Below are 23,062 nucleotides of genomic sequence, written 5' to 3'. Positions count from 1 at the left end.
TGATTTTGTGTCAAAGCCAGTCGTTTCACGCAGCTCGGTTAGTCGATTGTGTGTTCTGCCGCGACAATGCTGGACATTATTGTTATTAAATCGCCGATAGATTGCATTTTCGAACTTAAATTCTTCTAATGGTTGCAAATACGAGACAAAGTTACGCCGCCCTTCATCCCAAAAGCACGGCGGCCCGCCGAAGCGGGCCGCCTTAATCGTCAAACCCGGCTGGCCTGATTACCTGTTGGTACTGGCCTTGGCGCGGCTAGCCCGCCACTCCAGAAACTCGCGGTACAGTGGATCTTGCGGGGCAAGTGCTGCGGCCGGTGCAGCAACAACCGGCGCCGGTGCAGCGCCCGAGGCCGACGACACGGCCGTGCCCGCGGGCAGCGGCATGTTGCGGTCGAGCCATTCCTGCGCGGCCTTGAAACGCGTCCAGCCCGACACCGTCGCGCGTGGCGCCATTTCCTTCCACTTCGGATGGAACGGAGGCCGCTGCAACTGGCCGACCTTGTCGAACATGGTGTCCACCAAAAGCGACAGCCGGCGGTAGCGGTCGCTGTTCGGCGCCCAGTTATACGACGCCAGCACGGCTTCGGCCGAAATCGTCTCCACCGAGCCGCCATCCGCCACCAGGTTCGGGTAATCCGCCGACGAAAGCTTGGAAGGCAGATATTCCTCCTGCAGCGGCTTGGCGTAGTCGACCGGCACCAGATGCAGGTTGCGGTCCTGGATCTGGTTCAGCCATTGCAGCGGCTTACCCTCGATCGCCACGATCGCGTCGACCTCGCCCTTGCGCAGCATGTCCACCGCCAGCCGCGGCTCTTGATAGATCAGATGCGGCCTGATCCCGAGCCGGTCGAACACGTTGATCGCCGTCACGAAGGTCGAGCTGTCGGGCAAATCGACCACCACGGTCTTGCCGTCGAGCTCCCTCATATTGGTGATCGTCTTCGGCGCCAGGACGTGCATTTCCTCGTTGAACATCTTGGCCACATAGACGAACTGGTTGCGGATGTCCTTGGCGAAGTCCTTGCGGTCGAGATAGGACAGCGTGTCCTTGCGGACGATTCCGGCGTCGACGCCCCGCAGCAACAGGATATCCGACACCGCCTGCACCGATCCTCGGCCCATCACCGGCAGGATCCGCAGCGCCGTGCCATTGTCGAGCACCGAGGCGAGATCGGCGCCGACCTGGGCGTAGGTCGAACCGAACGAGCCGGTCATCAGGCTCACAGTGTTGGCGTTGAGCTGATTCGCCAGATCGCGCTTGGTGGCGGTTCCGTACTTGAAGAGTGTCTTGAAGGAATCGCTGACGGTGCCGGGATCGATGCCGCTTCGCACCGGTCCAAAGAACTGCCAGTGGCCGTTGGTGAAGCGCATCATCCGCATCTGCTCGATCGTCGCGTGATCGGACGGGCTGGTGTTGATCTGGATACCCGGCACCATCATGGGAATCTGCAAGCCCTTGATCGAGCGGGCCTGCTTCATGATGTTTTCGCGCGAGAAGTCGTCGCCGCAGTTCTTCAACACCTCAATAATGAGCCTGGAGTTCAGATAGCCGTAGACGGCCTGGCCGTTCGACTTGCTGACGCTCGGAACATAGCGCTCCATGAAGGCGCTCCATTCGCGGAACGCCGCCGGGCCGGCGCCCTGCGCGTCCTCGCCCTCCACCCGGTACATGGCCGACATGATGCCTTCGGCGTTTTCCAAGCCCGCCGGCGCCATCACGGCCGACACCGATTCAGACACCGAGGCGAGAAAATGCACCGGTTTCCAGCCGAGTTCGGCATTTCGCTTGATCGCCATGGTGGCGAATTTCGGCGTGGTGAATTGCATGAAGATGTCGGCGCCGGAGGCCTTGAGCTTGGCCATCTGGGCGTCGATGGTGGTGTCGGTCACCTTGTAGGACGCCTCGGCCACGATCGGAATCTTGCCGCCAAGGCCGTCCCTCAGGCCTTTGACGTAGTCCTTGCCGAAACCGTCGTCCTGATAAAGCACCGCGATCTTGCCGCGCGGATGGTTCTCCAGGATGTATTGCGAATAGATGTGAGATTCGGTCTGGTAGCTGGGCAGGAAGCCCATGGTCCAGGGAAACTCACGCGGCTGGTCCCACATCGAAGCGCCCGAGGCGACGAAGAGCTGCGGGATCTTCTTCGAGTTCAAATAGGGGTGGACCGCCTGGCTCGTGTTGGTGCCGAGGCTCGCCAATATAAAGAGTACGTTGTCTTCCTCGACGAGCTTGCGGGTCGCCTCCATCGTCTTGGTCGGATTGTAGGCGTCGTCATAGGAAATGAAATTGATCTTGCGGCCCCTGATGCCGCCCTCGGCGTTGACCTTGTCGAAATAGGCCGCCATGACCTTGCCGATCACGCCATAGGCGGAAGCCGGACCGGTATAGGGCATGGTATTGCCGATGCGGATCTCGTTGGCGCCCGGGTTCGCCGCCTGGCCCTGCCCGAAAGCCGGCGCCGCCATCGCGGCCAGTATCAACGCCGTTGCCGCATTGCGCCGAGGCGCGGTGAAAAGCCGGCGCATGGCGTCTCCTGTCCGAAACCGGGACAGTTGCTCCATTCGCGGACGAGTGACGTCGATTGCAGTCATTGCAGTCCCCCCCTGTGAGCCCAGATTTTTTTTATTTATTTGAACGCGTGATGCGAACGGGCAGGGTTGCAACCCTACTCGCCTACTCGCCCGCAATGTGTCTGAATCGGATTGATTTTGTGGCGACTCCAAGCGTTCCGTAAGGCATAGTTAATAGGCGCGCATTTCGCTCTCAGAAACGCCCCGAAATTCTTTGTCAGAATGCAGATTGCTGCCCGGCGAGGTTTCGCCGGGGCGACTTCAAGTATCCGGACACAGCGATCAGCTCCGTCAAGCTTCGGGTCCATGCCGATGGCTCAGAACGACCCCACCATCGAGCCGAGCGCAATGACGGCGGCAAGCGCTATGAGAGCACCGACGATGCCGACCATGACGATGTCGCGATAGCTTTCCCCGTGCGTCGATCCGCAGACCGCGAGCAATGTGACCACCGCGCCATTGTGCGGCAGGCTGTCGAGCGTGCCTGAACCGATCACCGCGACACGATGCAGCAGCGCGGGATCGAGCCCGATCTCCGCGGCGCGCGCCATATAGGTCGCCCCGAGTGCATCGAGCGCAATGGTCAGCCCACCCGATGCCGAACCAGTGAGGGCCGCGAGCACGTTGGTGGCGACTGCCAGCGATACCAGCGGTCCGCCGCCGATGCCGAGCACGGCGTCGCGCACCACGGCGAAAGCAGGCATTGCCGCCACCACGGCGCCGAAGCCGACCAGGCTCGCGACGCTCACCGCCGGCAATACCGAGGCGTTGACGCCGGCGTCCATGGTCGCGCGCAGGGCCGGCAGTCGCCGATAGCTGACCGCGAGCACGACAAGAATCGCGCAGGCAAGCGCCGTGATCACCGCCCACACGCCGCCGACAGCGGCAAGCGACGTCCCGCCCCAGCGGGCTTCGGCAAGAAAGCGGGTGTCGAGTGCCGGCAGGATCAACAACGACATCGTGAGATTGACAATAATCACCGTGATGAGCGGCAGCGCGGCGAGCATGGCCGGAGGCGGCACGTCGGTCGTCCCGCCGTGCATGATCTCCGCCGGATCGAACTCGCGCGCGGTGGTGGCGCGTTCGCGCAACTTTTCATCGACGGCGAGACGGTCGGACGGCATCGGCGCGCCATCGCCAAAGCTTTCGCCGTTCCTCCTTGCGATCGCCTCCTGGCGATTGAGCCACCACAGGCCGAAGCCGAACATGATCAGCGACGCCAGAATGCCGAGGCCGGGTGCTGCAAACGGCGTGGTGCCGAAGAACGGCATCGGGATCGCATTCTGGATCGACGGCGTGCCGGGCAAGGCCGACATGGTGAATGTCGAAGTGCCGAGCACGATGGCCGCCGGCATCAGACGCCGCGGGATGCCGGCCGCACGAAACAGTTCCTGCGCCATCGGCGCCAGCACGAAGAAGGCGACGAACAGGCTGACGCCGCCATAGGTGACGAGCGCGCCGGCGAGCACAACCGCCAGCACCGCCCGCTGCGGGCCGAGCCGCTCGGTCATGAAGTTCGCGATCGCGGCGACCGAGCCCGAGTCCTCCATCAGCTTGCCGAACAGCGCGCCAAGCAGAAACAGCGGAAAGAACTGCGCCAGGAAGCCCGCCGCACTGACCATGAAGGTCTGGGTCCAGTGGGCAAGCAGCGGCTCGCGGGAGAACAGCGCTGCGATCAAGGCGGCGAGCGGCGCAAGCAGCAGCACGCTCCAGCCCCGGAAGGCGAACGCGATCAAAAGGCCGAGCCCGATTAGGATGCCGAGAAGCCCTGACACCGTCATGACCTCAGCATTCCTCCAGCAGCGCGTCGAGATCGGTCGTGGATTGCTTGCCGATATCCTTACTGTGGTCGTTGAGGAATTTGTCGGCGCACTTGCGGCCCTCTTCTTTCAGCAGTGAGACGAACGCCCACTCGGCGTTCATCTTCGACGACGCGCCGAAGTCCGCGAGCGTGTCGGTCATGATCCGGTGCGTGCGCATTCCGGCCCAGCGCGCGCCTTCGCCGTGTCCGGGGTCCGCCACCTGGCGCAGCAGCGCCATCATGCGCAATTCCTTCATCAGCGGCGAGTTGAAGGAAATCTCGTTGAGCCGGTTGAGGATCTCGTTTGCCGTGCGTGGCAGGTCCGGCCGTTCGCGCGGATTGATCTGCACCAGAATGGTGTCGCACGCATCGCTTTCGCGAATCAGCGGCGTCAGCGTCGGATTGCCGGCATAGCCGCCGTCCCAGTACGGTTCGCCGTCGATCTCGACTGCATGGAACATGGTCGGCAGGCAGGCCGAGGCAAGCAGGACGTCGGCGGTGATCTCCTTGTTGCGGAAGATGTGGCCGCGGCCGGTCCGCACATTGGTAGCGGTGATGAACAGCTTGATCGGTGCGCCGGCCAGTCGGTCGAAATCGATGCTCTCATCGAGGATTGAACGCAACGGGTTGAGACCGAGCGGATTGAGATCATAGGGCGAAACCATGCGGGCCATCAGGTCCATGGCGACATAGGCGGGCGACGTGTCGAGCGTCCAGCGGCCCATCATGCGGTCGAGTGGCGAACGCTGCAGCGGGCTGAACGCCGCAGCCTTCGACACCCGCCGCCAATAGCTATCGAGCGCTGCCCGCGCGCCTTCGGCGCCGCCTTGCGTCCATCCGTCCGCCACCAGGGCTGCATTCATCGCGCCCGCCGATGTGCCGGAGATCGCCTCGATCTGCAGCCACGGCTCGTCGATCAACCGATCGAGCACGCCCCAGGTAAACGCGCCGTGGGAACCGCCGCCCTGCAAGGCGAGGTCCACAAGGACCGGCTCGCGCGCTGTTTCGCTCATCGTCATCGTCCTCGGGCCGGAGATAAAACGACACCTAATTCAGAGCGAGCCCGCAACGCTTCGTCTCGACCCTTCGTAGGATCGACGCAGCAGCGCCAACAGGCTGCCGCCCGTCGCCGCGCCCAGGATGTAGGCGACGGCAACCAGCAGTGCGAGCGGGACGCGGGCATTGATGCCGAGAAAGGTCATGGTGACGATCTCGAAGTTCTGCAGCGCGAAGGCGACCGTCGCAGCGGCGAACAGAATGATGACGGCGAGGTAGATCCAGCGCATGGGTGGCCTCCTTATCGTCGATCAACAGCGTGGCGCGCGGTCCGCCACCTTGACTTCAACGACCTCGGCGCAGGCCGAAGCCTATTCCGATCCAGCCGGCGCCGGCCATGATGAGATCGATGCCGAGGAACAGGCCGAGGATATAGAGGCTCGAGACCGGCCAGCGCGCCAGGATCAGCACGCCGAGCAGCACCGTGATCACGCCTGACAGCGCCACCCAGATCCAGGGTGTTTCCCGTTTCATGCTGAAGGCCAGGATGATCCGCATGACGCCCGAGGCCACCAGCGATGCGCCGAGAATGAGGGTGAGCAGCACGGCCGCGAGCAGCGGATTCTCGAACGTGACGAAGCCCGCGACAATGTAGAGCACACCGAGCAGTACCCAGAGCAGGAATTTGCCCCAACTCTTGATCTGGAAGGCGCTGAACACCTCGGCAACACCCGCGATGATCATCATCACGCCGACGATGAGGACGCTCGCGACGGTAGCCATCATAACGCTGCCGAGCGCGATAAACCCTGCGATGAGATAGACGACCCCGAGTGCGATGATCCAGCCCGACTTGGCACGCAGTGGCGCCGTATCCGAACCGGCTTGGGGATCTGCCATTGTGCCTGAAGTATTGGTCATGACGGTCCTCCGATGTGAAAACCTATCCGACGTTCGTCTCCAAGTGATGGAACATAATAGCAGAATTGGAAGAGGTATTCAGTCTAATTACATGGATTACATCTATCGGTTGTCGGAATGAGATCGAGAATTCGAGCTAAGTGACTGAAATTGCTTGGAGCGGGTGAAGGAAATCGAACCCTCGTATCCCCCGACAGATCGGAAGCAATACCAAGAAAGCAGAGGGAAAGTGCTCTCAGCTTACTCCACCTTGGAATCTCCCTGCCCTCGCTTCACCTTCACGCTAGACGACGGCCCCGAAGCCCGCCTGGTAGCGCAGCAAGCACGACCGCGAAAACTGAATTGCGCCAAACACCGCGCGCAAAGTCTCAGCGCGCGGTTACCTGCAACCGATCACATCTCCACCAGCACGAATTTTCCGCCTTTGAAGGCTTCGCGTTGGGTTCGGAGGGCCGGAAGCGGGGGCAACTTTTCCTCCGCTTGCCTGTCCATGCCTGAATGGGCGCGGCCCAAATCGAAAATTGCATCACGGTCGCAATGGCTGCATTGCGCTCGCAGTCTTCGCCGCGCGCACCAACTGAAGGAACTCGGAGCGATAGCCGTAAGGATCGTCGCCGCGCGCTACCGAGGCGATACGCAGCACGTCGTCATAGCCGAACTGGCCGGTGTGCTTTCCGCCACGTAGAATCTCGCCGAATGCGGCAACACTGGTTGCAAAGCGGGCATCGAGTGGCGCGTCCTCGAAACGACCGTGTTCGGACCCGCGATCGACGGGTGTGCTGATCAGCACGCTTCGATCGGATCGCGGCAGCTTGTAGCGGATCTTGACGAAGGCATACTCGGCCGGCGACTGCGAGGCGCTCGCCGGGGCTCGCGCACCGTATCTGAGATCGTCGACCACGCGGGGCCCGCCGACAGGCACGATGTCGTAGAGCGCCGTCACGGTTTGCCCCGAACCGACGTCGCCGGCGTCGACCTTGTCGTTTGCGAAATCGTCGCGATTGAGAAGTCGCGTCTCGTAGCCGATGAGCCGATATTCGGCGACGGTTGCCGGATTGAACTCGATCTGGATTTTCACATCCTTGCCGATCGGAAACAGCGTCGAACTTGCCTCTTCGACAAGCACCTTGCGCGCCTCGTTGATCGTATCGATGTAGGCGGCGACGCCGTTGCCGTTCTGCGCCAGCGTCTGGGCCAGCGCGTCGTTGTAGTTGCCGACGCCAACGCCGAGCACGGACAGGAAAACGCCCTTTTCGCGCTGACGCTCGACGAAACCTTTCAATTCATTTGTGTTCGTGATCCCGACATTGAAGTCGCCGTCGGTGGCGAGAATGACGCGGTTGACGCCGTTGGCGTCAAAGTTCTGCTCCGCAAGCGAATAGGCTTGCCTGATGCCTTCGGCACCCGCCGTGCTGCCGCCCGCCTCGAGCCGATCAATCGTCGCGAGGATTTTCGCTTTCTCGGCCACAGCCGTGGGTTCAAGAGCTGTGCCGGCATTCCCCGCATAGGTTACGATCGCGATGCGGTCCTCGGGTTGCAACTGGGTAAGGAGCATGGCGAGCGACTGCTTCACGAGCGGCAACCGGTTCGACGGCGCCATCGAGCCCGATGTATCGATCAGGAAAACGAGATTGGCGCGCGGTCGGCTTGCCTGTTGCAACGCATAGCCTTTCACACCGATGCGAACGAGCTTGCGGCCTTCCGCCCAGGGGTTCGGAAACACGGAAACGTTGGCCCGGAACGGTTCGTTCGCCGATGCGGGCGCTTCATAGGCATAGGGAAAGTAATTGATCAACTCCTCGGTCCGAACGGACGCGGCCGGCGGCAGGATGTTGCGGTTGAGCTGTGCGCGGACGAATGCGTAAGACGCCGTATCGACGTCGATGGAGAATGTCGAGACGGGCGCATCGCGCGCAACCTTGAAGGCGTTTTCCGGCGCATTCGCAAACTTGTCACGGCCGACAGGCTCGGAAGCATCAGGAGCACGCTCGCGCTGGTGGGCGCTCCGCGGGACTTCAGCCTGCGCTATCTGCCGCGCAGGTCCTAACGGCGGCACGCGCGCGGAACTGTGATCAGTCCTGTCCGCATACCGACTACGAACGTCAGCAGACGGCAATGCCCCCGGAATCATACCCTGCACCCGGCCGGGCGCCGTTGTGGAAGATGCTTGCGGCGCGGACCGCGCCGCAACTCGATCTTCCGTTCGAGGCTTGGCGGGAGGCGGCGGCGCCGCAACCGGAGGCGCGGCGGCTTCCTGGTCGGGCTTTCCGGCAGGAGTGGCGGTTTGGATTTGCGTTTGCGGCTGGGCCTGGCTTTCACTTTCCTTCTTTGCTTGCACTGGTGAAGGAGCTTGAACGACCTCGTTGCTCGCCACCTTCTGTTCGACGGGCGCAGCGGTGTCCTGCGGCTGCGGCAACCGCATGAGATGGAGGTAGGCGCCGGATCCGGCAACAACACAGGCCAGGCTGGCAGCCAGGAGATATCGCGTACGCTTCATGACAGACCTCTCACGTGACGGCCGCAACGGCGCGGCAGTTCGCTCAATGAGACGGATGTCGGTCGGCATTCCTTGGCTGCCCTCGGCACTTTTTTGATCGAAGCGCAGCAGCGCCTGTTGCACGGCCGCGGCACGCGCGTCCGGCGCGGGCGGCGGAGGGTCGGGCAAACGCGTGATGTCGTGATCAGTACTCATCGCCAATGTCCTTCGCGAGACCCGCCTGTCGTCTCACCTCGTGCATGCGGCCGGAGATGGTCGACTCGGAGACACCAAGGGCTGCGGCCGCCTCCGCGTGCGTCATGCCTTCGCCGACCACAAGCACGACCGTCTCCCGCAACAGCGGCGAAAGCCGCGCCAGTTCGCTCGCCAGCCAGCTGCGACGAAAGAGATCCCGGCCATCCGGCAGCGCCGCCATTCCGGCAAGAACGGCGAGATGGCCTTTCAGGCGCGTCAACGTCGAATGGCGCCGATGGTGGTCATGGCAGGCGTTGCGCACGATCCCGACCAGCCAGGTTGTGAACTTCGCCTCCCCCCTGAAAGAAGCGATCCGTTCCACCAGCGCGCAGCAGACATCCTGACAAATGTCCTGCGCGTCAGTCTGCGAGCCGGTCATGCGCCACGCCACGCGGTGCATGAGGTCGTAGTGACGCCGCAACAAGGCTTCGAATGCGGCACGGTCGCCCTGCGTGGCCAGACTGACGAGGTCGTCATCCGTGACGCCGCCATCCGGCGGCTCGGTCACCTCTGTGGTCACAAGCTGAATGGCGCCCCCCATGCCCTTTCCTCAAGGCCGACAGGATTGAGCGAAACAATTGGGAGCGTTACCCGGTCCCTCGGCCAGTCCCGTCCGGGACCGCGATCGCATGCGCATTATCACTACCATAGTAGTTCTACCCATAAGCCGTTGTGCCAGGAGATTTCTGGGCATTCACAAGGTGAGACGAACCAGGCGCTGTAATCCTTGGCTCGGTTAGAAAAAAAATTCGCGGGTAGATCGACAAATCTCTGCCGGGGACGGTTGTGTCGAAATAGTGGTAGCCGGGTGGCAGGTTGCAATGGCGGGCCTTATCCCGGTTACTTGCCCGGCGTCGTGCAAGGCGCGGCCGGCATGCCGCCCAGATACTGTTCGGCCTCGGTGGGAGTCAGCATGCCTCCGGCGCTCGCGCAGGCCACCTGGATCAGGTCATCCAAGATCGCTCCGATCCATTGGATCTATTGGACGATCAGAAGATCAAGGAAGGCCTGAGCCGCACCGTTCAGCGGGGCATCGCCCTCGCTCCGCAAATGGGCCACAAGCAATTCCCAGCAGATGGCGGGCTCGGCCAGTTCACAGACCGCAATCTTGGGGCTCCGCAGTTCGGCGATCGTTTCCGGCAAGAGCGCTATTCCAAGACCCTGGCCAACGAGGTCAACGATGGTCTCGAGATCGGTGACGTCGAAATCGGTTTGGCGCTGCAGATCCGCCTGCGCGAAGGCACGATCGATCAGCGGCCGCGTGCCCCAACCGATCTCGAAATCGACGAACGAATAAGAGACGAGTTCGCGCAATTCCACGCCGCGGCGCCCTGCCAGCGGGTGGTTTGGCGGCGTGGCAGCGACGAGGTCCTCGCAGGCGATGATCCCGGTGGCGATGTCGTCCGGCGGCTCCAGAAGCGGCAGGAAAGCAAGATCGAGCCGTCCGCTCCGAAGCCGCTCCATCAACCCGGCCGCATCTCCTTGTCGCAGCCGCACCTCAATTCCGGGCGCGATCGCGTGATAGCGCGAGATCAGGGAGGGGAGATCGAGAAACGCCGGCAGACTGTGAACCGTCCCGATCGAAAGGCAGCCGCGCCGGAGCCCTGCGATATCGGCCACCGTCTCGCGGCCGACCTCGATGACCCTCAGGGCTTCGCGGGCCTTTTCCAGAAAGGCGCGGCCGGCCGGAGTAAGCCGCACCTGTCTTGTGCTGCGCACAAAAAGGCGTGCCCGCAGTTCGTCCTCAAGCCCGCGGATCGAGCTGGAAAGCGCTGATTGGACGATGTGAACGCGATCTGCGGCGCGGGTAAAGTTCAGTTCTTCGGCGACGGCGATGAAATGCTGGAGCTGGCGCAGTTCCATTGCTCGAACCGAACACTTTCATCGACCGGATAGATTGACGCAATCTCTACTAACTGTTGGACGGATGAGCAACTGTTTCCCATTGTTCTAAAACTTGGCAATCGCCCGTTGGCCCACCTCTCCAGCGGGCGATTTGCAAGCGGCAGGGCGCATCAACAAGGGACCTAAGTCCAGGCGCCTCGAGCTGGGCTGGAGTGGAGGAAACACGGGTGCATTGCGCGCCGGTTCAAGGGAGCGAGAACTGACATGAAGTACGCGAGTGTGATCGCCGCCGTCGGCCTGATGCTGACCGGCGCGGCTGAGGCTGCGGACAAAAAAGTCATCGTTTGGGTGCCAAACGGGGCATCGGATTTCTGGAAGCTCGCCGAAGCCGGCATGCAAAAAGCGCAAAAGGAGCTGCCGAATTTCGATCTTCAGTGGAAGTATCCGGAGCGCGCTGACGCTGCCATCCAGCAGCGCCTGATGGAAGATCTGGTTGCAGCGGGCGCCGCTGCGGTCGCGGTATCCCCCCTCAACCCGAAAACGCAGGTCGAAGCGTTCAACAAGATCGGCTCGCAAGTGCCGCTGTTCACGTTCGACAGCGACGCGGCCGATGCCAAGCGCGTCTTCTACATCGGCTCCTCAAACACCGACCTTGGCAAAAATGCAGGCGAGGTCGCCGTCAAAGCCCTGCCGAACGGCGCCAAGTGCATGGGCTTCGTCGGCAATACCGGGGCCGATAACGCCCGTGAACGCATCGAGGGCTTCAAGGCCGTCGCCGGTGCGAAGAACATCCAACTGGTCGACGTCCGGACTGACGACCACGACCAGACCCGCGCCCGCGCCAACGTGGACGACACGCTGGTCGCGCACCCGGAAATCAACTGCATGGTGGGCTTCTACTCGTACAACCCGCCGAAGATCTACGAGTCGCTGCGCGACAACCGCAAGCTTGGCAAGATTACGGTGATTGCGTTCGACGAAGATCCGATTACGCTCGGCGCCGTCAAGGATGGCTCCTTCGCCGCCACGGTCGTGCAACAGCCGTTCGAATGGGCATACCAGGGCAGCAAGATGTTTGCCGCCTATCTGAATGGCGACAAGTCAGTTGTTCCGGCTAACGGCATTGCCATCGTTCCCGGCAAAATCATCAGCAAGGACAATGTCGACGCGTTCAAAGCCGATCTCCAGGCCAAGTTGAGCAACTGAGGTTGATCCCGCAGCCGGTCGCCGGTACCATTCCCGCTGGTTCCGGCTCGTTTCCGGCTGCCGGACGTCCTCACAAGCCCAACATGTCCGCTGTTGATGTTTCGTCCGAGCCTTCACGACCGAAGGAGCCGTTCCTTAGACTGACCGGGATTACGAAATCCTACCCCGGCGTCGTGGCGCTCTCTGATTTTGCCGCCGATGTGCATCGCGGCGAGGTGATCGGCCTCGTCGGTGAGAATGGCGCTGGCAAATCCACCCTGATGAAAATATTGGGCGGCGTCACGCCCCCCGATCGGGGCACGGTCGAGATCGACGGCGTTGCGCATGAGGGCCTCACCGTCTCCCACTCGATGAGCGCCGGCATCGCCTTCGTCCATCAGGAGCTCAATTTATTCGATAACCTCGACGTCGCTGCCAACGTGTTCATCGGACGAGAGCCGCGAAAGTTCGGTCTGCTCAACATCGTTGACGGCAAAAAACTGCACGCGATGGTGCAGCCCTATCTCGACCAGCTCGGGGCGAATTTCTTATCGTCGACCGCAGTGTCTCAGCTTTCGCTCGCGCAGCGGCAGATTGTCGAGATCGCCAAGGCGCTCAGCCTGAACGCGAGGCTCGTGATCCTCGACGAGCCGACATCGAGCCTGCCGATCGCGGAAACCGAGAAATTGCTCAAGGTGATCGCCGCGCTCAAGGCAAACGGCATCGCGGTGATGTTCGTCTCTCATCGGCTGAACGAGGTGGTGGAGGCATGCGATCGCGTGATCGTCCTGCGGGATGGCCGCATCGTGGGCCATCTCGAAGGCGACGCCGTGACCCATGATGCGATGGTCAAGCTGATGGTCGGACGCGACCTCAAGGTAGCCTATGCGGCACCGGCAAGCGAACGGGGCGACGTCGTCCTGTCCGTGCAGAAGCTGCGAACCACGACCTTCCCTTTCGCTGAAGTCAGCATCGACTTCCACAGCGGCGAGATTTTGGGTCTTGCCGGCCTTGTTGGCGCGGGGCGAACCGAACTCGCCCACGCCCTGTTCGGCATCGACGCGACCGAGGGCGGCACGGTGCTGCTGGATGGCGCGCCCGTGCGGTTCGCGAGCTCCACCGATGCCGTGAGAGCCGGCGTCTTCCTGGTGCCCGAAGACCGCAAGAGAATGGGCCTTTTGGTCGACTTCGCAATCACCGCAAACATCACGCTTCCCAACCTCAGCGCCTATGTGCGCCACCTGACGATCTCGCGCGAGGCCGAGCGCGCGCGGGCCAACAAGAGCCGCGGTGAACTCGATATTCGCGCGCCGGATCTGGCCGCGCGCGCCGGCTCCCTCTCTGGAGGTAACCAGCAGAAGATTGTACTCGCCAAGTGGCTGGCGATGAACCCACGCGTGATCATTTTTGACGAGCCGACGCGCGGGATCGACGTCGGCGCCAAGTCAGAGATCTACCGGCTGATGCGTACGCTCGCCGATGCGGGCGTTGCGGTGCTGATGATCTCGTCGGACATGGAGGAGGTGATCGGTGTTTCCGACCGCGTCGCCGTGATGCACCAGGGACGTATTTCCGGAATTCTCGCTCGCGCGCAATGCCGCGAAGAGAATATCCTGCAGCTTGCGGTTGGAAAAGGCGTGGCGGAGCCGGCGAACTGGGCGGGGAAAACTCAATGCTGAATCTCAAGAAGGACCTCGGGCTCTTCGTCCTCATCCTCGTGGTTGGCACGGTGGTCGCGCTGATCAACCCGCGTTTCCTGTCGGCCATAAACATCTCGAATACGGCCAACCTGGTCGGCTTGTTCGGCCTGTTCGCCATCGGGGAAGCCTTCGTCATCATCACCGGCGGCATCGAGCTGTCGGTCGGCTCCATGATCGCACTTCTGGGCGTGATCTTCGTTGACCTGATCGCCAGTCGCGGCGTTCCGTGGCCGGTTGCTTCGCTTATCATCCTGTTGTTGGGCATACTGATGGGCCTGGCCCATGGACTGCTGATCACCAAGAAACGGATGCAGCCGTTCGTCGTGACGCTCTGCGGTTTGCTGATCTACCGCGGCGTCGCGCGCTTCTATACCGCCGACGCCACCGCCGGCTTCCCTTTCGGCGTACGCTTTGAAGATCTGGAGTATCTCACCACCGGCCGCACCGATATCGTGGCTGTGCTCACCGGCGACACCTACACGTCTATCCCGATTCCGCACTCATTCATCTTCATGCTGATCGTTGCGGCGGTGATGTGGGTTGTCTTCCATCACACCGTCTTCGGCCGCCACCTTTATGCGGTCGGCAAGAACGAGGAAGCCGCGCGGTTCTCGGGCATCCGCACCGACCGCGTCATCATCGCGGCCTACGCGATCTGCGGGGTACTGACGGCGGTATCCTCGATCTTTCTTGCCATGTACACGCGCTCGATCCTGCCGAGCTCGCATGGCAATTTCTACGAACTGTACGCCATTGCGGCGGCGGTTCTCGGCGGCTTTTCGCTGCGGGGCGGCGAAGGCTCGATCATCGGTGTCGTCCTTGGGGTAATTCTGCTGCAGGTGCTTCAGAATCTCGTCAATCTGCTGGGCATCCCGTCCTCCCTCAACTTTGCGGTAAGCGGATCTGTCATCCTGATTGGCGTCCTCGCCGACCAGGAGTACGCCGACTTCCGCGAGCGCCGGGAAAGGCTGCGCAGGCTCGCCGCCGGCGCGACCAGCACCAGACGCACCGATGAGGCGTAGACGGGGAACGGTCGCAGATGGCGCGTGGCTTGTTGGAAGTCGCGCTTTTGACTTCAACTGCGATGCCGTGATCATCCAAATTTAAACGGCCCCAACCCGGGGGCCGCCAACCCGAGCGATACGGGTTTTCTTCCAGCAGTTGGGGGGCGCCTTTCGGCCGGAAGCACCGAACGAAACACTCCGGTAATCCGATTGTTCCCCTCGCCAAGCAGTTCTGACGTGGAAATTAAGGATTAGCGGTGTCTTGTTTTCTTTAACTGCCACTTTCTCCCGCTAAGATTGATTGCACTTCGACGGAAGCAGTCAATGGAATACTCTGATGCGCCATGGGGCAGTGGCTGAAGCCGATTTAACGCTGGGCCAAGTCATCGGTCGGACTGCCAGCAGGTTCCCGCACCAGCCTGCGATCGTCTCCGCCGCGTTTGCGCCTCTGACATACCACGATCTTCAGCGCCAGTTGGACGGCATCCGCCGGCAGCTGCGTTTGGCTGGGTTCGATTGCAATGCCCGGATCGGGGTGCTTATGCCGAACGGCCCCGAGGCGATTCTCACCATCGTGGCAGTTGCCTGCTGCAGCATCGCGGTACCTTTTGATCCACGACTGTCTCAGACGGAGATCGATCAGCGTCTCGACATGCTGCGCCTGAACGCTCTTCTCGTGCCGCAAGGCAACGCCTCTGAAGCTCGCCAGACCGCTGAGCGGAGAAGGCTCGCCATCATAGAAATCGCTCCGGCCGGCCACGGTCGGCTTGAACTCAATATCGCCGTGCAGGTCTCCAACTCCCCTGCGGTCGACGCTGAGCCTGACCCACGCTCGCCCGCCTTCATCCTGCAGACGTCGGGCACGACCGCGCAGCCAAAACTCATTCCATTCAGTCATAGCAATATGCTGGCCGCGGCCGCGCGGCTTCAGGCCTGGTTCGGTCTCACACACCGGGACCGTTGCCTGAGCGTTTCGTCCCCGTACTATTCCCATGGGCTCAAAGTGACGGTCTTCACGCCGCTGCTGACGGGCGGCAGCATTGCCGTCCCGGCGAACAGTACCGTCGTGGCGCTGGATGAGTGGCTCGATGTCCTGCGGCCGACTTGGTACTCGGCAGGTCCTACGCTTCACACTGCCGTGCTGGACAAGGCAGAAAACCTTGAGGATGCGCCGGCGGCGCACACTCTGCGGTTCGTCGTATCGGGTGGCGCGCCGCTGCTGAAAGAGGTGCAGGACGACCTGCAGCGCATTTTGGACGTGCCGGTGCTGGAGCATTACGGCTCCAGTGAAGCCGCGCAGATCGCCGCCAACCTGCCGCCGCCCGCGCCGAACAGGCCAGGGACTTGCGGACAACCGTGGCCTGATACCGTGGCCATTGTTGGTGAGGATGGACATCCCTTGCCCGCCGGCGAGCGGGGTGAGATCTGGGTTCGTGGTCCCACCGTGACATCTGGCTATCTCGATGCGCCGGAACTCAATCAAGCTGCCTTCAGAGAGGGCTGGTTTCACACGGGCGATATCGGCAGCCTCGACGGAGATGGCTTCCTGTCCCTGCACGGCCGCCTGAGTGAAATAATCAACCGCGGCGGTGAGAAGATCGCCCCTGCTGAGATCGAATCCGCGCTGCTCCGCCATCCAGCCATAGCCGAGGCCGCTGCTTTCGCAATCGCCCATCCACGACTTGGCGATGACGTCGCAGCCGCCGTCATTCCACATCCTGGCGGGCAGACGACGGCTGCGGAGCTACGACAGTTCCTGCAACGCGAGTTGGCCTCGTTCAAGATTCCGCGGCACATTCTGTTCCTCGACCAACTGCCAAAGGGGGCGACGGGAAAGGTCCAGCGGCGACGGCTGCGCGAGCAGCTCGACGAGCTGTTGGGTCAGCAGCGGGCGATGCCGCTGCCTGCTGTGGACAAAGGGCCATTGGATCTGGAGGCTGAATTACTGATCCTGTGGCGCAGGCTGCTCAAGTCCGAGACTGTGACGGTCGGCGATGATTTCTTTGCCAGCGGTGGCGACTCCCTTCTGGCGATGGAAATGCTCATCGAGGTCGAGCGGCTCGTCGGCCACCCCGTACCGGAAACGATTCTGTTCGGGGCAGAAACAATCCGGCAACTTGCGCCAAAAATCGCCATGCAGACGGGCACGCCGGCGACTCCGTTCTTCCAGTTCAATGCTTGTGACGATCGGCCTCCCCTGTTCTTCTTCAATGGAGACCTCGTCAGCGGCCACGCGAGTGTGCGGCGGATGGTGCAACTTTTCGGGCCCGATTACCCGATCATCTCCATCGATCCCCATGGTCTTCGTGGGGAGCCGATTCCGCCGTCGATCGAGGAGATGGCCGCCGACCGCTTACCGATTATTCTGGAGAGGCAGGCGAGCGGCCCTTTCCGCCTGGGCGGCAAATGCAACGGCGCCATGGTGGCGTTCGAAACAGCCCGCCTGCTGATGGCAGCCGGCCACAAGGTTGATATGATTGCGATGGTCGACCCGCCGACCGTCACTGCCCGTCCGGTGCCGCGGGCGATCATTGGGCTGATGAAGCCCATAGTTTCGCCTTACCTGCTGCGCTGGACGTATGAACAAATGGCGAAGCTGGAGCGATACTCCAAGAGGCCGAGGAGCGCGCCGGTTACGATTGCCACACTCGAGATTCCGCCGGCGTTGTGGACCGCCTATTCGATCACAATGGCGCAATATCTTCCGGCACCGCTCGAGGTTCCTGTAGCGTTTTACGCGGCCGATCATGACGGCCTGGGGTGGCGCGATCTCAGTTCTCAACTCGAAGTAATCCAGGTGCCTGGGGGACATCCCGGCTGCCTGACGATCGGCGCTGAACTGCTGGTTGATCATCTGCGGCAAAGATTTGAAGTTCTCGCTGACGTCGCCTCTGCCATCGAACCGCACACATCTCTGCTGCCTGGAATTGGCTTGTGACGATAATGGCGGTTGGGGCGGCACGCACACACAAAACAAGCCGCCCTGGGCGATCACCGGACGGCCCATCCGCGGCTTCTGGCACGAGCCAGTGCCATCGCACTCTCATGGGCGGGGCCGTCGTTCGCTGGGAGCGGAGCAACGGCCCCTTATCGCGCGATATGCATGGTCGAATTTAATGCGCGCCGGCCAAAACCGCACGACCATCGAAATGCTAGAACTAAAAATGGCCGTGGCAATTGCAATTTCGAACTAACCCCTCGTGGCGCAATCCTGTCCCGCGGTAGTGATGGGTGATCGCCTGACATGGTAGAACGGTGAGGCGTCTGACAATTCGCCGTGGCTTAAGGCGCTCGCCGAACTCCGGCCACGCGCGAGGTGATTCGCGCCGCCGAGTTGCGTGATGAGTTATCGTTTACGTCATTCCGTCATGGCGGTTTCACTGAAGGCGGCGACGCCGAGCTGAGCGATCGCGAGATCCTTGCGCAAGGGCGGCACACCACCGTGAAAGTGTTGCCGAAGTACGTGCGGAAAACTACGAATCAGATTGTCAGCGGCACCAACAAGCGGCGCGCGATGCCAACGAAAAACAAACAATTGTCCGAATGAGCGGCAGCCGTCTTGTCCGGACGGAGCGGTGATCATGCCACAAGTGCTTGATTTTATTGGAGCGGGTGAAGGGAATCGAACCCTCGTATTCAGCTTGGAAGGCTGCTGCTCTACCATTGAGCTACACCCGCGCTGGCGCTGACCTAACACGCCATGCAGGCGGCCTCAACCCGCCCCGTGCGGCCCCTACTCTCCCTTCAAAACGGCCCTGTTCCCCCGGCGCCCATCCGGTCCGGGCCCTTAACAGGGGCCGATTCGCCGCCTATATTGATGTTTCCATCAACCCAACGAAAGGAGGTGATCCAGTGTCTTTTACGAAGCGCTGTCACCTCGCTGGGATCGCCCGCTAGGCCTTTAAGTTTACGGCCTGGCATCGGGGCGCTCTCAGCCCTGGACCAGCGAGCACAAGAGTTGGAGCGCGGCGGGAGCCATCCCGCCGCGCTTTCTTGTTGGGGCTACAAGCTGCCGAACGCCTCGCGGATCTTCTGCGCCAGATCTGCCTTCCGGTATGGCTTTTTGAGCAGGGCCACGCCGGGATCGAGATGGCCTTCGTGCACGATCGCATCGTCGGAGTAGCCGGACGTGTAGAGCACCTTCATTCCCGGACGGCGTGCAACCACAGCGTCCACCAATTGGCGGCCGTTCATTCCGCCGGGCATGACCACGTCGGTGAACAAGAGATCGAATTCGGCGCCTTGGTCGACCAGCGCCAGCGCCGCCGCACCGTCGCTGGCGACCAGTGTGCGATAGCCGAGGCCGCCGAGTTGAGCGATCACGTAGCCCCGCACCAATGCGTCGTCCTCCACCACCAGGATGGTCTCGTGCCGCCCGAACGGCGTGGCCGTGATCGATGACGGCTCGGCGGCGCGCGCCACCACGCCTTCCGCGCGCGGCAAATAGAGCTTGACCGAGGTGCCGCGTCCCTCCTCGCTGTCGATCCTGACGTTGCCGCCGGTCTGCTTGGCGAAGCCATAGACCATGCTGAGGCCGAGCCCGGTGCCGCGGCCTACCCCCTTGGTGGTGAAGAACGGCTCAAACACGCGATCGCGGATGTCGAGCGGAATGCCGTGACCGGTATCGCCGACGGCGATCATCACGAACTGCCCGGGCTTCATCTCGCTGTCGACGGAAACCGAGGCCTCGTCGAACGTCACGTTGGCGGTCTCAATCGTGAGCTTGCCGCCGCCCCGCATGGCATCGCGCGCATTGACCGCGAGATTGACGATGGCCGCCGAAAGCTGCGAGGGATCCGCCAGCACGCCCCAGGCCTCGGGTGCGAGCACCGTCTCGATCTCGACATGCTCGCCGAGCATCGGCGTGAGCAGCTTGGCGGTCTCCATCACCAGGTCGTTGATCTCGATCTCGCGCGGCTCCAGTGGCTGGCGGCGCGCGAATGTCAGGAGCTGCGAGGTGATCGAGGCGCCGCGCGTCGCCGCGTCGTCGATCAATTGCGCGATCGCGGCGAGTTGCGGCTTGTCCGCCAGGCCGTCCTGCAGGATCTCGATCGTGCCGGTGATGACGGTCAGCACGTTGTTGAAGTCGTGGGCAACGCCGCCGGTGAGCTGGCCGATCGCATCCATCTTCTGGGATTGACGCAGCCGCTCCTCGGCCTCGTGCTGCTTGGTCAGGTCGGTTGCCGTGCCGCGATAACCCAGGAAACGACCGTCGGCGGCGAATACCGGCCGGCCGTTGACGCTGACACGATGCACCCGCCCGGAGACGTCGCGATGGCCGTATTCGAAATTGCGGAACGGTTCGTGCCGCTCCAATAGCGCCATGTGCGCACGCCATTTTTGCAGATCGGCCGCCGGATCGGAGGCGGCGTCGATGCGGCGTCGCTTGCCGATCAGCGAGGCGCGGTCCATGCCGAACACGTCCAGCCGCTCCGAGATGTAGGTGAACACGTGATCCGGCCCGGTCTCCCAGAACCAGTCGGAGGCGGTCTCGGCGTAATCGCGAAACCGCTGCTCGCTCTGCCGCACATCCTCGTCCGCCTGGCGGCGGTTGGAAATATCCCGCTCCAGCCTTGCATTGGCCTGACGCAGGTCGCCATAGGCATGCTGCAGGCTGGTGCATAGGCCGTTGAACGCCTCGATCACCTTGTCGAGTTCATCGGCTTCACGCGGCGGCCGGCGATCCAGCCGCAGCGGCGGCGGCGGCCGCGCCAGATTGTAGCCGCTGACGAATTCGGCGACGGCGACCAGGTGCCGGGTCACCAGCAGGTGGAACAGATAGAGGATGAAGAAGGAGACCAGGAACGTCTTGGTCGCCTGGCTCGCCAGGATGACCAGGGCCTTGTTCAGCAACTGACGATAGACTTCGGTCAGCGTCGCCTCGACGCGGAGAACGCCGATCTGGCGGCGACCTCCCTGCATGACGTAGTCGAGCGGATATTCCCGCGCGATCACCGACCGGGTGGCGTGCTGGCCAACTGCCAGCCGCACCGGATTCGCCCGGCTGGCGATCTCGCGGATCTCGGCGAACTGGACATCCGGCAGGCTGAGGATGCCCTTGAGCTGGAGCTCGAACTGGTTCTGATCCAGATTCCACAGGCTTTCGCCGAGGCTGTCGGGATAGCTGCGGCCGATCTCATCGAGCCGCGACTCGATCACGCCGACCTCGCGTTCGTATTCGAGATAGAGCTGCAGCGCCGTGAGCGCCAGCGTCACGGCCGAGCTGAACAGCAGCACGCCTGCCAGGAGCCGCAGGCCGATGCCGCTTCGGGACCTGCCGAAGATCCGCGACAGGCCGGAGCCGAAAATCGGCGGCCGTATCGGGTTCAGTTCGTTCTTCGCGGCGGCAGGCGGCATCGCGCGATCGCGGCGAAAATCACTCTCACCGTTGCCCATGCAGCCCTTCCGCCGGATCGCGGCACAATTTGCTCCGGCCCGTTTTGGAGCCACAGCCGTCTAACCGTTCGGCCTTTTGTTCGACCTGATCGACCCTGTCGCGCAAGTCGGCCTGCGCAGCTCCTTCGGGCGGCGCGGGCCAGATACGCGCACCTGCAACGGGAATCCGCGGCAGACTAGCACGCCCTGTGCTAAAATGACACCGGTCGAACCGGCCGTGCACGGGGCCGGCAGGTTGTGGTTGTGTCTCACGCACGGCGGCAAGGCGACGGCCTCGGGAGACGTGGCTCATGCGGCGGATACTCTTCATCTGCATTTTGATGCTTGTGACCAGCATCCCGTGCCACGCGCAATCGGTCATCAAGCTCGCGAGAATAGCTGACATCCCCGACCAGTTCGTCGGCGGCGAAATATTGCGGGCGGTCTACGCGCGGCTGAATATTTCGATCGAGTTCGCCGACGTCCCCGGCAAGCGGGCGCTGGCGCTCTCGAGCGCCGGCGAACTCGACGGCGAGGTGCACCGGATCGCCAACCTTGCGCAGACCTATCCCACGCTGGTGCAGATCTCGCCGCCGATCAATTACATCGAGCCGTCCGTATTCACGACAACGCTTCGATTTGACGTCAAGGGTTGGGATTCGATCAGGGATTACAGTGTCGGCATCGTGCGCGGCGTCGGCTCATCCGAAGCCGGCACGCACGGCATGAGCCGTGTCACCGCCGCAACCAGCCTCGAGAACATGATCCAGATGCTCGATGCCGGCCGCTTCGATCTGATGGTCACGGATCTGTTCAGCGGACGCGCCGCGTTGAGGAAATTGAAGCTGCAATCGCACATCACGGCGCTGTCGCCGCCGCTGCAACGGATCTACATTTATCATTACCTGCACCAGCGGCATCGCGATCTCGCCAGAAGGGTGGAAGCCGTCGTCCAAGAAATGGACGCAAGCGGCGAACTGGTCCGGTTGCGCGAGGCGCTCGTCAAGCAGGTGCTGAACGAGCCGTGATGGAATTTGCGCGGGCTGGGCGCAATCGCGCGCCGGCAGGCTCGGTGCCGCGTTGGCTCGCGCTCTGCTCATCAGTCGAGAGCCTGCCACCCCACGTTCAAGGGCAATCCGATATATCGTGTTTCCGGAATGTTTCGTAAGCCACTGGAATGTCGGGACTGGCCGCGGCAAAACGTCCTCGGAAGGCGGCCAATCCGGCCTGCCTGGACTTCGGTTCTGATTGAATCAGAACCGAAGCTCTAGATTCTTGTTTTGACGCGTTTTCTTCACGCGAACCGGTATTCACTTCGCTCGAAAACGCTACATGAAGGAGAAAGCGATGCTCTACGCCATGCTGGCCTATCACGTCGAAGCCGAGGTCGCGTCCTGGACCGCGGAGGAGGACGCGGCCCTGATGACCGAACTGCTGGCCGTGCATGACCGATTGAACATAAGGAAGCTGCTCGGGCCGGCGGCACGGCTGGGCGCCACGGCGGACGCCCGCACTTTGCGCGGACCTGGCGCGGGAACGGTCATCGACGGGCCGTTTGCCGAGACCAAGGAGCAGTTGCTGGGTCTTTATGTGTTGAATTGCGCCGACGAGGAGGAAGCGCTCGGGATTGCCCGCGACCTGCGCCGCGCTAATCCGACAGCGGTCTACGAGATACGTCCGATCAGGCTTTATCTACCCGGCGAGGCTTTGCCGAAAACGGCGAGCGAGGGTCAGGGCTGAGGTTTCCCGTCCGCAACAAGCTTGCGGATCAGGAAGTCGGTCAGCTTCACCGCGCCACTCGAACATGATGTGCTCTCCTCGCCGCCTGGTCGCGGCGGGGCGCGGGAGAGTTCTTGGGGTGGCTTGCTCCAAGGGGAACAAACGCGAATTCGTTGACACAATCGGTCGAGAGCGTAGGCTTGTTGCATCG

At 62.3% G+C, this 23,062-nt stretch carries 16 protein-coding genes and 1 tRNA gene; 7 read left to right on the top strand and 10 right to left on the bottom strand.

The features are described 5' to 3' along the window. Positions 1–228: 228 nt before the first annotated feature. The 8 genes from ACVWVY_RS22975 to ACVWVY_RS22940 form a co-directional block, all read right to left on the bottom strand. The gene (locus tag ACVWVY_RS22975) at positions 229–2,529 is read right to left on the bottom strand and encodes an ABC transporter substrate-binding protein (RefSeq protein WP_456628521.1); all 2,301 of its coding nucleotides are present in this window, start codon (positions 2,527–2,529) and stop codon (positions 229–231) included. Positions 2,530–2,891: 362 nt separating this feature from the next. Beyond that, positions 2,892–4,355, bottom strand: a complete 1,464-nt coding sequence (locus ACVWVY_RS22970) for a GntP family permease (protein WP_456628520.1) — start codon at positions 4,353–4,355, stop codon at positions 2,892–2,894. A gap of 4 nt (positions 4,356–4,359) precedes the next feature. Next, positions 4,360–5,388, bottom strand: coding sequence for a patatin-like phospholipase family protein (locus ACVWVY_RS22965; RefSeq protein WP_456628519.1), 1,029 nt, complete (start codon positions 5,386–5,388; stop codon positions 4,360–4,362). 39 nt (positions 5,389–5,427) lie between these two features. Further along, complete coding sequence (locus ACVWVY_RS22960; protein WP_456628518.1) at positions 5,428–5,661, bottom strand: hypothetical protein; 234 nt, start codon at positions 5,659–5,661, stop codon at positions 5,428–5,430. Positions 5,662–5,716: 55 nt separating this feature from the next. Further along, on the bottom strand, positions 5,717–6,292 hold the full coding sequence (locus ACVWVY_RS22955; protein WP_456628517.1) for an HdeD family acid-resistance protein: 576 nt from the start codon (positions 6,290–6,292) through the stop codon (positions 5,717–5,719). 526 nt (positions 6,293–6,818) lie between these two features. After that, entirely contained in the window at positions 6,819–8,789 is a 1,971-nt protein-coding gene (locus ACVWVY_RS22950; RefSeq protein WP_456632289.1) for a vWA domain-containing protein, read from the bottom strand. Between the two features lie 184 nt (positions 8,790–8,973). Further along, complete coding sequence (locus tag ACVWVY_RS22945; protein WP_456628516.1) at positions 8,974–9,564, bottom strand: RNA polymerase sigma factor; 591 nt, start codon at positions 9,562–9,564, stop codon at positions 8,974–8,976. Positions 9,565–10,001: 437 nt separating this feature from the next. Further along, on the bottom strand, positions 10,002–10,886 hold the full coding sequence (locus tag ACVWVY_RS22940) for a LysR family transcriptional regulator (protein ID WP_456628515.1): 885 nt from the start codon (positions 10,884–10,886) through the stop codon (positions 10,002–10,004). 246 nt (positions 10,887–11,132) lie between these two features. Between ACVWVY_RS22940 and ACVWVY_RS22935 the strand changes: the two genes are divergently transcribed. From ACVWVY_RS22935 to ACVWVY_RS22915, 5 genes are all read left to right on the top strand, one after another. Next, on the top strand, positions 11,133–12,074 hold the full coding sequence (locus ACVWVY_RS22935; RefSeq protein ID WP_456628514.1) for a sugar-binding protein: 942 nt from the start codon (positions 11,133–11,135) through the stop codon (positions 12,072–12,074). Positions 12,075–12,157: 83 nt separating this feature from the next. Continuing rightward, a complete protein-coding gene (locus ACVWVY_RS22930; RefSeq protein WP_456628513.1) occupies positions 12,158–13,732 on the top strand; it encodes a sugar ABC transporter ATP-binding protein in 1,575 nt (524 codons plus the stop codon). Further along, a complete protein-coding gene (locus ACVWVY_RS22925) occupies positions 13,726–14,775 on the top strand; it encodes an ABC transporter permease (RefSeq protein ID WP_456628512.1) in 1,050 nt (349 codons plus the stop codon). Before ACVWVY_RS22930 ends, ACVWVY_RS22925 begins: the two co-directional genes overlap by 7 nt. A gap of 319 nt (positions 14,776–15,094) precedes the next feature. Then, positions 15,095–17,695 carry an AMP-binding protein gene (locus ACVWVY_RS22920; protein ID WP_456628511.1) on the top strand — a complete coding sequence of 867 codons (2,601 nt, stop codon included), beginning with the start codon at positions 15,095–15,097 and terminating at the stop codon, positions 17,693–17,695. Positions 17,696–18,073: 378 nt separating this feature from the next. Further along, complete coding sequence (locus tag ACVWVY_RS22915) at positions 18,074–18,304, top strand: hypothetical protein (RefSeq protein ID WP_456628510.1); 231 nt, start codon at positions 18,074–18,076, stop codon at positions 18,302–18,304. Positions 18,305–18,361: 57 nt separating this feature from the next. Here ACVWVY_RS22915 and ACVWVY_RS22910 read toward each other — a convergent pair. Next, positions 18,362–18,435 (bottom strand) — tRNA-Gly (locus ACVWVY_RS22910). 324 nt (positions 18,436–18,759) lie between these two features. Then, positions 18,760–21,153 (bottom strand): ATP-binding protein, encoded by a 2,394-nt coding sequence (locus tag ACVWVY_RS22905; RefSeq protein WP_456628509.1) that lies wholly within the window; start codon positions 21,151–21,153, stop codon positions 18,760–18,762. 290 nt (positions 21,154–21,443) lie between these two features. Here ACVWVY_RS22905 and ACVWVY_RS22900 point away from each other — a divergent pair, with 290 nt between their 5' ends. Continuing rightward, complete coding sequence (locus ACVWVY_RS22900; protein WP_456628508.1) at positions 21,444–22,160, top strand: substrate-binding periplasmic protein; 717 nt, start codon at positions 21,444–21,446, stop codon at positions 22,158–22,160. Positions 22,161–22,479: 319 nt separating this feature from the next. After that, positions 22,480–22,872 (top strand): YciI family protein, encoded by a 393-nt coding sequence (locus ACVWVY_RS22895; protein WP_456632288.1) that lies wholly within the window; start codon positions 22,480–22,482, stop codon positions 22,870–22,872. Positions 22,873–23,062: the final 190 nt, after the last annotated feature.

Source organism: Bradyrhizobium sp. URHC0002 (assembly GCF_054059515.1).
This window is presented reverse-complemented; position numbering and strand designations above follow the sequence as displayed.